The sequence below is a fragment of the Neomesorhizobium albiziae genome (assembly GCF_900114255.1).
Classification (GTDB): Bacteria; Pseudomonadota; Alphaproteobacteria; order Rhizobiales; family Rhizobiaceae; genus Neomesorhizobium; species Neomesorhizobium albiziae.
Window position 1 is genome coordinate 15,926 of sequence record NZ_FOSL01000035.1, and the last position, 15,469, is coordinate 31,394.

Consider the following 15,469-nt stretch of genomic DNA (forward strand, 5'->3'; position numbering starts at 1 on the left):
AGAGCCGTCCGAAGCTACGCTGTGCAACGCCGGATCGCCGGCGCGCGTCACTCCCGCACAAGCTGCAACTCCATCAGATCGCTTCGTCTTGATGCTGCTGTGTATACATCCGTTTGCCCGCCATTTGTGTAATTGGCTTATTCGAAAACGCCCAGGGATCTAACTGCACTTGCCACGGAGGAGGTTTTTTGCATTGCACAAAAACTGACGCACGGTTAGTTCTTCCGGTGCGGGAATCGGGCTTGGTAATTGATAATGACGAAGCGGTGAGAACCGATGCTTCGTCGATAGTGCATTCATACCTGAGGACCCTAATGACCCTTACGAGCCCTGATAAATCCGGCGCTGCGAGCCTTGAGGCGGTTGCGCGAAACGGCAGCATGCTGCATCGCATCGCCGTGCGCATTCCGACCTATCTGTCGGATATTCGGGAGAACCCGGCATGGCTGCCGATGTTCGTGCTCGCCCGCACCATGCCGGCACGGAGAATGCACTGGCGCGGTGCAAAGCCTGTTCGAGCGTCGCACAAAGCCCAGGACACGATGTTTACCGGCGTCAATTGCCAGGACGTTGTCGACGCGCTGCGGTCGGATGGGCTTTTTTCCGGACTCGTCCTGCCGACATCGATCCATGAGGAGATCGCCTCCTTCGCCCGGTACACGCCTTGCTTCGGAAATTTCGATCGCCGTCTGGAATTCATGCCGACGGAGCATGCGGAGGCTGAGGCCCGGTTCGGCCGTCCGTTGCTCAGCGGCCACTATTTCGAGCACATTCTCGGCTGTAAGGCGGCACGCGCCGTCCAAAACGATCCGCTGCTCATGGATATCGCTGCGCACTATCTCGGCGGTCAGGCGAAACTGATCACCACGCGCGTCTGGTGGAGTTTCCCGACCGGCCAGGCCTCCGACGCCGACAAGAACCTCGCTTCGCTCGGCAAATACCACTTCGACCTCGACGACTGGCGGATGCTGAAGTTCTTCTTCTATCTGGTGCCGGTCGACGAGGGCACCGGCCCGCATGTCTATGTCCGCGGCAGCCATGACCGCCGCGCCCTCAAGCACCAGCTGACGCTTCTCGTCGGCCATCCGGCGCAAGAAGTTCTGGATATCTACGGTGAACAAAGCCCGGTCACGCTGACCGGCGAGGCCGGTCTCGGTTTCGTCGAGGATCCGTTCGGCTTCCACATGGGTACCGTTCCCGCTCACAGGCCGCGGCTGATGATGGAAGTCGGTTTCGGCGTTTCGCCGCCCTCGCGCCGGCGCTTCCATGGCGAGCCGGTCATTCGCTGATTTCGAGAAAAGCCCGAAACAGCCTTTCCCAAACCGGAAGCCTTGTAAGGCAAGATAAAACAACGGCACCATCTCTGGAAGATCGGCGCCGAAGTTATTGTCTGCACATCGTTTTTCCCTTGGGCCGTATGGCGCTATCGGCGCGGCTGTGGCGCCAGGCAGCGCGCAAGTTCCTGATTTTGCTGAGGTCGGATGGCGCCGATTTCCACGGATCGGCCGAGCTGCCAAAGTTGGGGAATGAAACGGATCTCGAGGCCTGAAAGGACGGGAGCTGATGCGCGACGACTTTGAACCGAAGCTCGGAAGGATGCGCGCGACGGGCTCCCGGCGCGGCCGCAAATACCTCCACCGGGTCTTGCGGTCGGCCAATCTCGCGCGTGGCGGTGCGGCCGGAGGATCGCGGCGTGGAGAAGCCTTCCATGGCAACCGAATCGGGCGTGGTGCCGGCGTCGGCCGGGTGCTTGCCTCCCGCGATCGCTTCGCCGCCTTCCGGCAGCGCCGCGTCATCATCAAGTCCCGTATCGTCAAGCTGGAACGAAAAGGCCTGCAGGCTGCCCGTGCCCATCTGCGCTATATCCAGCGTGACGGTGTCACGCGCGACGGCGCGCCAGGTCAGCTCTATGACGCGGACCAAGATCGCACCGACGGCAAGGCGTTCATCGACCGCGCCGATGGCGACCGCCATCAGTTCCGCTTCATCGTCTCGGCCGAAGACGGCGATCAGTACCGAGATCTAAAGCCGTTGGTTCGCCGCCTCATGGCGCACATGGAGGAGGACCTCGCCACCAGGCTCGACTGGGTGGCGGTCGATCACCACAACACCGGCCATCCCCACAGCCACGTCATTGTGCGCGGCAAAGACGAGCGGGGCAGGGACCTGATCATCGCGCGCGACTATCTCGCGACCGGCATGCGCGAGCGGGCCGCCGAGATCGTCAGCCTCGACCTTGGCCCGCGCTCTGATCTCGAGATCGAAAACCGCCTGCGCAACGACATCGACCAGGAACGCCTCACGGCCATCGACCGTCGCTTGCTCCGCGACAGGGAGGAGGACGGCCTCGTCAGTGCAGCCGACCGGGATGCGTTCCGACAAAGCCTGCGCGCCGGCCGGCTTCAAAAGCTGAAGCGTCTCGGATTGGCCGACGAGGTGAGGCCGGGACAATGGCGGCTGGCCGATAACCTGGAAGACACACTGCGCCGGATGGGCGAACGCAGTGACATCATCAAGACGATGCACCGCAAGATGAGTGAGAAGGGGATCGCCCGCCCCGTCTCCGACTATGCGGTCTATGATCCGTCGGAGCCCGGAACCCGGCAAATCGTCGGCCGGGTCATCGCCCGTGGCCTTTCCGACGAGATCAATGACCGGCATTATCTGATCGTCGACGGCGTCGATGGCCGCAGCCACTATATCGACATCGGCAAGGGGGATGCGGTTGAGCCTATTTCTGACAACGCCATCGTCCATATCGAGCCGAAGCGGGCCGAGGCGCGCGCCGTCGACCACACGGTCGCCGAGATCGCCGCCGCCAACGGCGGGCGGTATGGCGTCGATATTCATCTCCGCCATGACCCTACCGCCAGCGAGGCCTTTGCCGAAACCCATGTGCGGCGGCTGGAAGCGATCCGGCGCGCCACCGGCGGCGTCGAACGCGACGCTGACGGAACCTGGAAAATCTCGCCCGATCATCTCGACCGCGCTGCCGCATATGAAAACAAGATGGCGCGGGCCGCTCCCGCGGTGCGCGCACTTTCGCCAATCCCGCTCGACCAGCTTCCAACAACTGACGGCGCGACCTGGCTTGATCGCGAATTGGTCGCTGGCGATCCGACGCCGTTGCGCAATGCCGGTTTCGGCCGTGATGTACGCGAGGCCCAGACGCTTCGCCGCCAATGGCTGATCGCCAACGAATTGGCACGGGAAGAACAGGGGCGGATCGTCTATCGCGCCAACATGCTGGCCCTGCTGCGTCGGCGCGAGCTCAACTGCATCGCCGGGCAGCTTTCGGACGAGCTTGGGCTTGCCTATTCGGAAACACGGCCGGGAGCGCGGGTCGACGGCATCTATAGTCGCCCCATCGATCTGGCGAGCGGCCGCTTCGCGATGATCGAAAGGTCGAAAGAATTCACACTGGTGCCATGGCGCCCGGTGCTGGAACGCCATCTCGGCAGAGAGGTGTCCGGGATCGCGAAGGGGGAAGGCATTTCGTGGACGATCGGACGGCAACGGAGCGGGCCGTCGGTGTCGTAGGAAGCGCTTCTTGAACAAACCGATATGGCACGATCTCGCTTAGGTGATCGAGCGCGGTCGAGGTGGTCGTATCGTCAACGTTGGCTCGATCTCCGGTCAGATCGTCAATCGCGACGTCGCCGGCCGACAGTATGAGACGTCCAAGGCTGCGGTGATTCATTTCACGCGGGCGGTCGCCGCGGATTGGCCCCACTTCGGCATAAATTTTAACGTGATCTGCCCCGGGCTCTTCATGACCGATGCAAACCGCGAGTGGGAGCAGACCGATCGTCGGGCAATCGACAGCTTCGTCGCGGGCGTCCCGATGGAACGGGCCGGCGAACCGGAGGAAATAGTCCCTCTCGCTGTCTATCTCGCATCTCCGGCATCGAGTTATGTAACGGGTGCGAGCTTCGTCATCGACGGCGGCTACACCGTTTGGTGACAGCTGCAATCATTCCGAGATGACAGCGGGTGCGGCGGACTGAATGGAGGGTCGGCGATGCGTTTTCCTAAGCGACTCCGCCACCTCCTTCTTGCTACCTTAAGGCGCGACTCCTCTTGTGATTGCCACTGTCGTCGGCGTGCTCGCCTAATCCCCAACCGCTATATGCCTTTCATGTCGAGAAGGGGCGACTGCACCTCTATTCGGACCGACCGTTTGACCAGGCGCTCGGACGCGCCGTGCTCGTTGAGGTTGAGCGACGATTGGCCCCAGTCGGCGGCCGAGCTCCCTCTCGTAGTCCGCGGAAATCTCCATCAGGCCGGCTGCCTTGGTGAGCGCCGCCTTGGCCCTGATTGCGATTGCGATCCCGTACGCCTTCGATTTGACGAATTCGAACTCGGCATCCAGCGTGCTGCAGTGCGTCTACCTCGCGCTGCTCGAAATCGGGAAGGTTACCAGGCAGTTAGGTTGGGCTGGCCGCGCTAGTTGCTGGCCAGCCCAACCTAAACGACTTTACATTGCGCTGAGATTGACTGCTTTCGGGCCTTTGCCCATGCGGTCCGGCTCGATGTCGAACGACACTTTCTGGCCGTCCGCGAGCGTGCGCAAACCTGACGCCTCGAGCGCCGAAACGTGAACGAACACGTCCTTCGCGCCGCCATCGGGCGTAATGAACCCGAAGCCTTTGGATGAGTTGAAGAATTTTACTGTACCTGTAGTAGCCATGGGAAACTCCTCCCTGTTTGGCAAAGCGTCCGTGCAACGCGCACGGTTTCGCTTATCCCCGCGGTTTGGCCGCGTGGCGTCGAGTGTTCACGATGTGGGGAAGAGGTCGTCCAAAACGGTCCAGTTCTCCGGGTCGCCATATGCCCGAGCGCCACTTTTTTTCGCACGTTATGGGCATATCGGCAAGGCCGCGTCGCCAGGCGTGGCGGGCGATACGATATCTACGCCTCCGGCATTCGCGGAGCCTCGGCGACGAGATGGTCATCGCCTATGTGCTGCCGCTGACCAGCCCCGATCAGAGAACCGAGTGCAACGAACCCCGGCGCGCTGCAAATTTCGATTCCAGGCGCGAAGGCGACCGAAGGTCATGAAGGTGAGAGGTCCGGAACTGGCGCAGCCGCAACCTCTAGCGTGGTCGTCGGCAATTTCTGCTTTAAGAAACCGGCAAAGCTGTCCTCAATCGCCGACATTGACGCCAAGGGCGGTCATCGCTGAACCATATTCAGACGTCGCGTTTGGGGCCGGCAGCGGACCATCTGCTTTAGTCATAGCGAAGCCCCCAGCGGCCGTTCCAGAAAGCATCGCTCCAGCTAATTCAGGTCAAGTAGAAAGGCTCACGCCTTCTCAATCCTGTCGCCGAGAAATGCTCCGACCCAATGGCGGACCCTCACATCACCGAGATCGTCGAGCGCAGAGTAGGGGAGTTTCGCTTGAGGGTCGGCCAGCATACGCACCGGATGGTTTTCGCCGAGCAGACGCAGAAGTTTGGATGATGCTTCGCTGGCGCGCTCCAATAGTGTGCTCGCACCGACGACAACCAAGGACCGCCGAGCAGAATGGGAAGCAAGACGCTCGACGAAGACCCTCGCCTGGTCCACAGGGAGATGTGAAGCTATGACCGAGGTCGCTACAACTGCGAGTGGCGCCCAAAGTCTCAGCACCCGTTCAACAGTCAACAATTTCAGCATCTCCGGCTCCAAAAGGGGAGCTCCTCCCAGCGCGATCATTGCGTCAACTCGGATCCAACCGCTGCCGTCTTTGACGATATCCGTCAGACTGCTTCGATGGGCTCGATTACCCATTAAGGCTACGGTGCTGAACGCGGACTGGCGTAGCTTTCGATCCTTGGTGTCTCTTGCGATGTCGAGTATTCGGTCCAGAGTGGGTGCCGGCAGAGATGCGTAGCCATTCAAGGCCATCAAGGCCACGCGAGCGATCCGGAAGCATTCTTCTTCGTCGTGCCGGTCCCGAGTTGACCAGGTATCTGCTACCAGCTCCACCAGGGTCGCGACGTGATCCGGGTGCGAACGATGTCCCAAAATTTCCACCAAGGCAGAGCGCACGAAACTGCTAGAGTCTTGGCGAAAGGCTAAGAGAAACGCCGGCAGAGGGCCGGCGTGCGCCACGCAAAGACGCTTGAACCCGACGACCCTTGCTGCGGCACGCACATGCCGAGAGGCGAGGCGCCACAAGTCGGGATCGTCCGATAAGATCGCTTCAGAGGCTGCCGCCTCGGCCGATGACTTCTCGTCGGTCTGCTCCAGCCATCGCCGGACCCAGGCGTTTACGTCAACTCCTTTCATTCTCAGAAGCGGTAGGATTTCTTTTAACGTGGAGGGTGACGCTTGAGTAGCCGCTGCGGTCAACGCGGCAATATCTTCCGCCTCCAACGACGCTTCCATCGGTCCACCATTAGCGAACGCTGCGAAAAGCCGCGCAGAGTTCGCCGGCAAGAAAGTTAGAACGTCCCGTAATTTGCATTGCCGTTCGTTATCGTCCTCGATGGTGGAGAGATTTTGGGCGATATCGACAAGGACGCCGACGCGATCCTGAGGCTCCGTCGGAAGCATTTCCCTGCAGAGCTTCTCACGAGCGTTGGCCAACGCACATTTGACCAAGGCGCTCCGCAAATCCTCGTCGCGCATGGCGGACGCAAACCTTGCCTGTAACCACGGGTATTGCACCTCACTCCAGTTTTCGCGGATAGCCGCTATGGCGGTGACCTCATCGTCGGCGCCCTTCGATACAGCAGCCAAGGCTTCGATTTCGGAAACGCCAGCGGGTGCATTTGCGCGTAGAATGTCGTCTGCCCAGGCGCGGACCAGTTGGGTCGACCGCGGATGATCCACCAAGTGACGCCAATTACCGCCGCCTCTCGTTACCCTGACGAATTTGTCCACGATTTCACGCGAGACATAGGTCTCGTCGTCGAAACCGTCGGTGAAGTGCTCTTCGAACGCGGTATCTCGTTCGCCATCTAGGATCGCTTCCCATTCTCTGCTGCCCGACTCGTCAACTACGGACGTATCGAGGTCATCCAGCGCCGCTTCGAGCAACCCGGCATACCCGGCAAAGTCTTTGATCGCGCCGTTGACGAGGAGCGAAACGTTACCGGCATATCCGCCTCCGATCATCGACATAAGGACATCACGGAATGCACCTGCCAGGCCGGGAGCAATCCTGTCCAATTTTGCCGGAAAACTCTGTCCGTACCAATCAGTCTCCCGCGCCAGGTGTTCCCGAACGAAACGGTCTGCGATCGGTCGGCTCCTCTTGTCAGCCGAGATGTCAGCATACCACTGGTCGTCGAACACGGGCGCCTTCCAGTTCTCATCGAACATGGCGCCACCGATTTTGAAGCCGGTGCGAAACCAGCGCGCCAACCGCGCTGGATTGGACCGCTCCGTTCCGATATCGGAAGCCAATTGAAGAAGTGGCACGAAGTCGGATTGCGGGTCGAGCAACGCGTCACTCAACCACTGATCTACCGCGTCTCGGACGCTGTCGAGCACCTCCGCCGCACTTTCCGGGCTGAATGCTTGAACCGCACGCGTCGCCCTTGCCGCGGTTTCCAGCCCCCATTGTGCGAGCTCTCCCTTAATTGAAACCAAACACTCAATGGTGAGCGCGAAGTTCGCTTCGGTCCGGATCATGTCGCTGGCGAGGTAAGCCTCGAACCCTTGCAGAACACTCGGATGGGAAAAGGAAATGTGGGCCGAAGGCTGCCTGAGATGCCGGGCGGCAATCAATCTGTCCGTGAAGCCAACAAGTCCGTCGCCAAGCGCGGGCACAAGCTGCCTTATGGCGCGGGCAACGGCAGTCAACTGCTTTCGGTCGATCTGGCCCCTTGATTTCAGCACGCACCACAGAACAGACGTGCAGCCGTCGCGGTCAAGCGCGTCAAGATATTGTCGGGTGACTGTCTCGATTGCGCCGCGGTGCACAGCAGCCTTGATGCGGCGAAAAAAGGCGTGGTTTTCTTCTCGCTCATGTGCGCCCTCGGCGAGCCCCATGAAAAATCGATCGAGTTCCAGAGGGGTCGCCAGGGCTTCCAATGCGTCCCCGCGGAAGGCGAGTGCCTGAGGCTGTATCCCTGCGGGCAACAGTGCCATGCGCTTGTCGTAAATCTTCCCCGTTTGTCCCTCACCATAGTGATCCGCGTCGAGTGGGACGGACCAAGGCGCGAGGCCATCACTTGCCTTCGCACTTTGCAAAACATCCGACCGCGAGGTGATTACGTAGAGATGGTCCGCACGTGCGTTCTCGAGTAGGTTGGGCAGTTGGGTAGTCCATGCTTCGGAGCCGGGCCTCAGGCTGTACTGTCCCCAAGGATCTTCGATGTAGAAGAGGCTCGGGGTCGCCCCACCCAGCTTTCTCGTGACCACGGGGTTGTCGTCAGCCCCCAGCCGTATGATCTCGATATTACCGTCCTCGCGGCGCACTCTTTCGCACAATGCCAGTGCGGCCTGCGTCTTTCCCGTACCCGATGGTCCGGTAATGACCAGCGCATTTCGGCTCTTCAGCATCGCCAGCATGTCTGCATAGTTGGAGGGCTCCACGAACGTGGCGGATTCCGTCGCGACCGCTTGGCCGCCGGCCAAGCGGATGGTGCCTTCGATGTCCTCCCGCGTCCATGCTCCGGGAACGGTTCCGAGCATACGTTTTCGAGCCTCCTCACGCAGGCTCTGTCGACACGCTGCCTGCCTGCTTTTGGGCACCAAGAGGAGGTCACCCAGCATATTGGTTAGTTGAAGATCAAGAAATTGCGGTGTGAAGCCGTCCAGAATAGCGACGCGACCCTCAGGTTCCTTCTTCAACGTCTTTCCGAGTGAAGCAGGAAACGTCTTGGGATCGGGGCGCTCCTCGAAGTCCCGGACGGCCAAGTCCATGGCTTTGCCTTTGACGGCCGCAGAAGTGACCAGCAAGAAACGGGTATTCGGATCGTCAAGATGCTCGTAGGCAGGTTTGCGCCGTTTGCCGTGTTTCAGCAGTGCGTCGAAATCGTCGAGCGACCACGGCTCGCCGTTCCACAATTTCACTTGGACCACTATTTTCCCGCCGCCTGATACCACTGCGGAAGGTTGGACACGCCCTGGCGCATCTTCGGTCAGATCCGCTTCGAGGTCCTCGTCATCGGCAGGTTCCAGGGTGACACGCGAAGCTGATTTAGTGATCAGCAAGAGCCGGAGGGTAAAGAGCACCGAAACATCCAGCTGATATTCAAACCCAGCGAGCGCGGCGGCTCCACCGGGGGCCGGCTTGTCGCCAGTATTAGCTTTACGGTCGTTCATTGGTTGCCCCCAGCATCATTCACCCACCGAAGAGCGCAGAGCGGGCTCAAGCCTTCTGATCCGAATTTCCACACCAGTTCAAGGCCAGACTAACCTGTTCATGGTTTGATCACACAAAGTGTGCACGGCAGTCGGGTTCAAACGCCGACCGATCCATCAATGGAATTCGGGGAACACATCAAAAGATCAAAATCGCCACGCACATCATGTACCAGCGTACTGAGCACGGTCACCCTCAGACACTTGTCACGATCCTGAAAAAGCTACGGCCGGATAATCCTCAAGCTCGATAACGCGGAACTGCTTGATGACTATTTCAGGACTTCTATCGCTGAGCATTGGCGCGACGGCCACGTGGCTGTAGACATGAACCATGATCCAGTCGCAACTCATATCGCTTATCGCTGAAAGACCATCCCAGTTCGCATGGTTCCTTGGTGCTGGGGCATCGCGCACTGCGGGCCTGCCAACCGCCGGCGACGTCATCTGGGACCTGAAGCGGCGATACTACACGCGCGAGGAGAACCGGGAGGTATCCCCGCAGGACGTCCAGAACGACGCGGTACGAACGACCATCCAGGCCTTCATGGACTCCCGCGGCTTTCCACCCCTGTGGTCCGATGCCGAGTACTCGACTTATTTTGAGAAAATCTTCGGTGACGACCATGAGCGGCAACGGAAATATCTGAGAGGCATTCTGTCCGAAGACAAGGTCACCCTGTCCGTAGGGAACAGGGTTCTGGGCGGGCTGCTGGCGGCTGGGATGTGCCGTGCGGTCTTCACCACTAATTTCGACAGCGTGGTCGAGAAGGCCGTAGCAGAGGTCGGCGGCGGATCGCTTCAAGCCTATTCCCTCGAAGGCACGGCTTCGGCGGCCAACGCAGTCCTGAATGAGGAATACCCCTTTTACTGCAAACTCCATGGCGACTTCAGGTTCGAGAGCCTGAAGAATCTCAGCGCCGACCTGGCCGTGCAGAACGAGGACTTATCGAAAGCGTTCGTGGCCTCCGGCACGCGCTTCGGGCTTGTCGTTGCCGGCTATAGCGGGCGGGATGCCAGCGTCATCAAGCTGATGAGCGACGTGCTCGACGCGCCGAACCCATTCCCCCACGGCCTGTACTGGACCGGACTGAAGGGCTCGTCTGTACACCCATCCGTCAAGGCCCTGATCGCCAAGGCCGTCGGCGCCGGTGTGAAGGCAGGGTATGTTGAGATCGAGACGTTCGATGCCTTCACGTCCCGCCTCTGGCGGAACATCGACGGCAAACCTCCCGGCCTCGACGGGAAAGTTCGCAAGGTGCATCTCTCGGCCGTGAGCATCCCCTTGCCGGACCACGGCAATGCGAAACCGTTGCTCCGTCTGAACGGTTTGCCCGTCCAACTGCCGGGTCGCTGCTTCGAGCTCACTTTCAACCAACCGCAGGAATGGGCAGACCTTCGGGAAGCGACCAGAGAGCAACGCGATGCAGTGATCGTGACAAAGGGTGAGCGGATCTGGGCCTGGGGACAGGAAGCTGACATCCGGGAGTGCTTCGGGGACAAGCTGGCCGAGATAGCAGCGTTCGATCTTCCTGCCGACTATCAGGCGCCGGAAAACCTGCACTTCAAGGCGTTCGTGGAAGAGGCGCTCATTCTGGCGCTGACCAAAGACAAGCCACTCCTTCCGCGGATGAAGCCCTCCGCCGGATACATTATTGTCGATCCCCATGCCGAAGATGTCGGCGCGTTGAGCGATCTGCAGGCGCTTGTAAGCAGGATCACCGGCATCATCCCCGGCCTGCTTAGCCCCGTCAGCGACGAGCATCCCGAAGCTGACAAGGTGCGCTGGGCAGAGTCGCTGCGCGTCACGCTGGACTGCAAGGAAGGCAGGGACTGGCTGCTGCTGGAGCCCGATATCTGGATATGGCCCGCCCACGCGCGATCGGTGGCGGCGGACTTTCTCAACAAGAGGAAGAGCGGACGGTTCAACAACCTCCACAACCAGCTTTTGCAGGCGTGGACCGGAATCATTCTGGGAACCGACAAACGCAATGCCGATCTGGAATTCCGGCCCTTCGACAGCGGCGGTGACGTCGAGAACCCGACGTTCCAAGTCGGGACCCGTACGGCGTTCTCCAAGAAGCTTACGGCATGAGCGCGCTGGTTTCCGAACTTGGCGGATATGCCGCTGTTCCCGAACCGGAGCTTCGGTTTGCCGGGGACAAGCTTGGGAAACACCCTCTCGCAGGCCTCATCCAGCATGGTCCCTACGGCCTGCGCTACGCTGCACCCAGCAGCTTGCGTCTCGCGATGCTGGCGCCGGAGCGGGACGTCGGCAAGCTTCGGGGACTGGTTGCCGAAATGCAGCGTCCGGCAAGGCCAAAAGAGGCCACCAACTACTATCCCGATTATCCCGGCTTCAAAGAGGTCTTCCGCATTCCCATCGCGCCCGAGGATGAGCGCCTCTTGCTCTCCTTTCCGTCCGTGCTCGATGAACATGCCCGCGACGGCGAGAAGAAGCGCCTTGCGGCGGAGTTGTTCCAATGCATCGCCAGGCTGCGGACGCTCCGCAGCAGTTTCGACGTTGCCCTGATATATCTACCACCCAGCTGGGCGGCGTGCTTCGAAGGCGAGAACTTCAACTTTCATGATTTCCTGAAGGCATACTCCGCCCCTTCGGACATACCGATCCAGATCGTGCGGCAGAACAGCTTCGAGCGTTCCTGCCGCGCAAATGTGATGTGGGGCTTAAGTGTCGCGGCCTACGCCAAGGCTGGCGGCGTTCCATGGAAGCTTGCAGGGCTCAATCCCGATGAGGCTTTCATCGGGATCAGCTACGCCATGAAGTCGGATGGCGCCGGCAATCACTATACGACCTGCTGCAGCCAGGTCTTCGATCCGGACGGTACCGGCTTCCGTTTCGTCGCATACGATGCGCGGGAGTTCACTCAGGACCGACGTAAGAACCCCTATCTTTCCTACCTCGAGATGCAGGCCGTGCTGTCGCGCAGCCTCGAAATCTATCAAAGCGCTCATTTTGGGAAATCCCCGAATAGGATCACGGTGCATAAGAACACCGAGTTCAAGGAAGACGAGATCCTTGGTGCCATCGACACTTTCCGGGACGGCACGGATGTGGAGCTGGTGCAGATTGTTAGGAACGTCCCGTGGCAGGGGATCCGATACAATATGCAGGACAAGCCTGATGGCTACCCGGTGGCGCGCGGCACCTACATTCCCGTCAGCGCGAACGAGGCCCTGCTCTGGACGCAAGGCAGCGTGCGCGGGGTTCACATGCAGGGGTCAACCCGAGACGTCTACAAGGAGGGTGCACTGAAACCCACGCCCTCACCGGTCCTCATCCGCAGATTTTCGGGCGAAGGCGGGTGGCATGACACCTGCGCCGGTATCCTGGGCCTGACTAAGATGGATTGGAACAACAACACCCTCTACAAAAAGCTGCCAGTGACGCTGGGCTATTCCAAGGCATTTGCCGATATCATCCAGCAAAACCCGAACATGGTCGACGAGGTCTACGACTTCCGGAATTTCATGTGATCGGCACTTCAAGTGAGTTCGCAGGATGACCATGAAGCGATTGCCCCGCGAACCCGAGACGTTCGACGCGCTTGAGCTGTACGCCGCGCTCGCGCGCCAACAGGGGTATCGCATTGACATCCCGGAAGACCTGGAGGCCTTTCAGCGTCAGGTGTCGACGTCGCTCAAAGCGACGCTCGCCAATCCAAACATCCTGCATGGCAAGCGGGTGGAGGCAATGTTTGCCCATGTCCTAGGGGCCTTAGGCGAGTGCAAGTACATCAAGCAGGAAGATGGCGGCGCCTCGTTTTCCAGCTCGGATGAGTTCCTGGTTCCTGACTACCGTGTCGTTACCAACACGGGCGATCTGCTGCTCATCGAAGTGAAAAACTTCCACATGAAGGATTTCGGCTCGCGCTACACGATCACGCGGTCGTACCTTGCGAGGCTGGCTTCGTATGCGGAAATGAATCGCGCGAAGCTCAAGATCGCCATCTACTTTTCGCGGATCAACCAATGGGTATTGTTGTCGCCCGAGGCCTTCCTCGTCGATAGCCGCCGGGCGTACATCGATTTGCCTTACGCAATGGCGCGAAACGAGTTTTCGCATTTGGGCGACCGGATGATCGCCACTCTGCCGCCCTTGAGCATTGAATTTATCGGCGATGCGGAAGACGAGCGGGCGATCGTTCAGGAGGACGGGACGGCCGTCTTCACGATCCGCGAAATCAAAATGTATTGCGCCGGCAAGTTGATCACCGACGAGATCGAAAGGAAGATCGCGTTCTACCTCATGAGGTATGGAAAATGGGACCAGACGGAAATGCCGGCCAACATCGTCAATGGTCGCCTCGTTTCCATGGACTTTGTGTCCAGGCCGGAAGAGCCATCCGAGGAGCAGCAGTTTCAGATATTGGGAAACCTCAGTTCAATGGTCAGCGCCGCTTTTCGGGAACTGACGATTGACGAGGAGGCGGGCGTTTTCGCGCTCGATGTGAAGTACGACCCGCAGATGTTCAGCGTTGAGATACCCAAGGACTACAAGGGCAGCGCACTTCCGCTGTGGCAGTTTGTGCTCCAGCCGAATTTTGATTTTCAGGTGACGGTGTAACCACTTACGGGTCATCACCATCGTCTCTGGCAAGGATCAGATGTCCGCTTCTGCGATACCACGAAGGTCTGCTGAGCGTCCGATTTTGCGGCGCGAAGCTGTCCTCAGGGTGACACGTTCGAACCCAGCACGACTCCTCCCTGTATGTTCATAATTTGTGCTTCGAAAGTCGCATAATTTGCAACTTGGGGCTACGCATCCAGAGGAATCCTGAGTTCGGGAACGAGCTTCTGAGATCGTTGGAGTCAGGTGCGGGGCCTGCGCAGCGCCATGTCAAGCGAGTTCAGAATGGCGAGCGCGCAGTCGCGTTCGATCGGCTTCAGCTTGTCATGGAGGAGCAGGATCGTCAGCTCGTTGACTGATTCGGCAGGATCGGACCACGGCCTGAAGGAATCCCTGAGAACGTCCGTCAAGCGCGTGGCGGTGCCAGTGGGCACATCGGCGCCGGCGCCGATCAACGCGCGCAGCTCAATGATGGCGATCATCGGCGAGGGGCTGGTTGCCTGCGTCATCGGCCTTTTCGCGGTTTCCGCTCGGCCGATCTTGCTGGATCTTTCGATAGTGGGCAATTCGTCTCCTGGATTTGGCAGCCGGTGGACCGCCGTCGCGTTGGCTCGTAAGCATGGCGAAGAATGCATCGGCCATCTCGTAGGCGAGTTCCGGCCAGAGGCGGTCCACCGAGCCCACAAAGCTGGCCTTGTTCTTTCCCTCAACGCCGGCTCAACCGAGCCCGAGCTTCTTCCTGAGTTCGGCGTTTTCCTTGCGAAGGCGGTCGGCAAGGAGCTTCTTCAGGCGGACATTCTCTTCTTCAAGCTTTACCAGATCTTTGAGTTCGTCGCCGCCCGGCGTTTGTCCGGCGGCCTTCTTCCACTGGTAGTAGGTCTGTTCCGATATGCCGGCTTTCTTGATAGCGTCCTTGATGCTGTCTCCCCGACCTGTCTGCTTCTCGATCTCGCCGAGCTTTTGGGCCCGTTCCTTTTCAGAATATATTTTCCGCACCGTTCGGACCGTTAGGGGAGCGACCGCTTCAGAAGAAGGCGCCTGCTTGCCCGACTTGGCGGCTCCGGTTCGCGTGGCACGTCCGGTTGCCCTTTTCGGCTTCGGTGCTTTTTTCCTGGTTTCATGCGTCGTTTCATGCGTCGGTTCTTTCGCAAGCGCTTCGGTCGAAGCCTGGCTTCGTTCGGTTTCCTTGAGGTCGGCCATAAAATCCCCCTATGATGTCAAACGTTCATTCTTCCGCGCAACATCAAGAACTTACGGACCTTAGAGTCCGTGCCGAAAGTCATTGATTTCGTGCGATGCGCCGGACAAGGATCATGACGGCTGCGGCGTAGAGGAATGCTGTTGCGGATTCGATGGTGGCCTCGGCGTCCTTCCATAGGCGTCTGTTGCGACTGATCCACGCAAAAAAGCGTTCCACGACCCAACGTCTCGGTTGCACGGCGAAGCCGATCTGATCTGGCTGTCTTTTGACTATTTCGACTGCGATGGAGGTGGCCTCGGCCACACGCGGTCCTCGGTATCCAGAATCGGCGAACACCATTCGGATAAAGGGAAACGGTCGCCGCGAGGCGTTCAGGA

The 15,469-nt window shown here is 59.7% G+C and carries 11 protein-coding genes; 6 read left to right on the forward strand and 5 right to left on the reverse strand.

What is annotated here, in order from left to right; all coding sequences use genetic code 11:
- Positions 1-314 precede the first annotated feature (314 nt).
- The 3 genes from F3H98_RS27870 to F3H98_RS27880 all read left to right on the forward strand — a co-directional run bounded on the left by F3H98_RS27870 (position 315) and on the right by F3H98_RS27880 (position 3,964).
- Positions 315-1,289 (forward strand): hypothetical protein, encoded by a 975-nt coding sequence (locus F3H98_RS27870; RefSeq protein ID WP_149763894.1) that lies wholly within the window; start codon positions 315-317, stop codon positions 1,287-1,289.
- A 274-nt stretch (positions 1,290-1,563) separates the two neighbouring features.
- Positions 1,564-3,540, forward strand: a complete 1,977-nt coding sequence (gene rlxS / locus F3H98_RS27875) for a relaxase/mobilization nuclease RlxS (RefSeq protein WP_149763896.1) — start codon at positions 1,564-1,566, stop codon at positions 3,538-3,540.
- 43 nt (positions 3,541-3,583) lie between these two features.
- Positions 3,584-3,964, forward strand: a complete 381-nt coding sequence (locus F3H98_RS27880) for an SDR family NAD(P)-dependent oxidoreductase (protein ID WP_149763898.1) — start codon at positions 3,584-3,586, stop codon at positions 3,962-3,964.
- Positions 3,965-4,477: 513 nt separating this feature from the next.
- On the opposite strand, the gene F3H98_RS27885 is transcribed toward F3H98_RS27880, so the two are convergent.
- The gene (locus tag F3H98_RS27885) at positions 4,478-4,690 is read right to left on the reverse strand and encodes a cold-shock protein (RefSeq protein WP_149763900.1); all 213 of its coding nucleotides are present in this window, start codon (positions 4,688-4,690) and stop codon (positions 4,478-4,480) included.
- 614 nt (positions 4,691-5,304) lie between these two features.
- A complete protein-coding gene (locus F3H98_RS27890) occupies positions 5,305-9,261 on the reverse strand; it encodes a HEAT repeat domain-containing protein (protein ID WP_149763902.1) in 3,957 nt (1,318 codons plus the stop codon).
- Between the two features lie 373 nt (positions 9,262-9,634).
- On the opposite strand from F3H98_RS27890, the gene F3H98_RS27895 reads away from it, so the two are divergent.
- The 3 genes from F3H98_RS27895 to F3H98_RS27905 are packed head-to-tail and all read left to right on the forward strand — an operon-like array spanning position 9,635 to position 13,888.
- Complete coding sequence (locus F3H98_RS27895) at positions 9,635-11,395, forward strand: SIR2 family protein (RefSeq protein WP_149763904.1); 1,761 nt, start codon at positions 9,635-9,637, stop codon at positions 11,393-11,395.
- The gene (locus tag F3H98_RS27900; RefSeq protein ID WP_149763906.1) at positions 11,392-12,798 is read left to right on the forward strand and encodes an argonaute/piwi family protein; all 1,407 of its coding nucleotides are present in this window, start codon (positions 11,392-11,394) and stop codon (positions 12,796-12,798) included. Before F3H98_RS27895 ends, F3H98_RS27900 begins: the two co-directional genes overlap by 4 nt.
- A gap of 25 nt (positions 12,799-12,823) precedes the next feature.
- A complete protein-coding gene (locus tag F3H98_RS27905; RefSeq protein WP_149763908.1) occupies positions 12,824-13,888 on the forward strand; it encodes a hypothetical protein in 1,065 nt (354 codons plus the stop codon).
- Between the two features lie 245 nt (positions 13,889-14,133).
- On the opposite strand, the gene F3H98_RS27910 is transcribed toward F3H98_RS27905, so the two are convergent.
- From F3H98_RS27910 to F3H98_RS27920, 3 genes are all read right to left on the reverse strand, one after another.
- Positions 14,134-14,400: a hypothetical protein gene (locus tag F3H98_RS27910; RefSeq protein WP_149763910.1), complete on the reverse strand. Its 267-nt coding sequence runs from the start codon at positions 14,398-14,400 to the stop codon at positions 14,134-14,136.
- 208 nt (positions 14,401-14,608) lie between these two features.
- On the reverse strand, positions 14,609-15,091 hold the full coding sequence (locus F3H98_RS27915; RefSeq protein WP_149763912.1) for a transposase: 483 nt from the start codon (positions 15,089-15,091) through the stop codon (positions 14,609-14,611).
- 79 nt (positions 15,092-15,170) lie between these two features.
- Positions 15,171-15,469 (reverse strand): transposase (locus F3H98_RS27920; protein WP_149763914.1); only part of this gene is annotated, 299 nt, incomplete at its 5' end.

Bases quoted from the DNA above. Each gene is read 5' to 3' on its own strand.
- F3H98_RS27900 (WP_149763906.1), top strand. From the start codon at position 11,392: ATGAGCGCGCTGGTTTCCGAACTTGGCGGATATGCCGCTGTTCCCGAA.
- rlxS (WP_149763896.1), top strand. From the start codon at position 1,564: ATGCGCGACGACTTTGAACCGAAGCTCGGAAGGATGCGCGCGACGGGC.
- F3H98_RS27895 (WP_149763904.1), top strand. From the start codon at position 9,635: ATGATCCAGTCGCAACTCATATCGCTTATCGCTGAAAGACCATCCCAG.
- F3H98_RS27905 (WP_149763908.1), top strand. From the start codon at position 12,824: ATGACCATGAAGCGATTGCCCCGCGAACCCGAGACGTTCGACGCGCTT.
- F3H98_RS27890 (WP_149763902.1), bottom strand. From the start codon at position 9,261: ATGAACGACCGTAAAGCTAATACTGGCGACAAGCCGGCCCCCGGTGGA.
- F3H98_RS27885 (WP_149763900.1), bottom strand. From the start codon at position 4,690: ATGGCTACTACAGGTACAGTAAAATTCTTCAACTCATCCAAAGGCTTC.
- F3H98_RS27910 (WP_149763910.1), bottom strand. From the start codon at position 14,400: ATGACGCAGGCAACCAGCCCCTCGCCGATGATCGCCATCATTGAGCTG.
- F3H98_RS27870 (WP_149763894.1), top strand. From the start codon at position 315: ATGACCCTTACGAGCCCTGATAAATCCGGCGCTGCGAGCCTTGAGGCG.
- F3H98_RS27915 (WP_149763912.1), bottom strand. From the start codon at position 15,091: ATGGCCGACCTCAAGGAAACCGAACGAAGCCAGGCTTCGACCGAAGCG.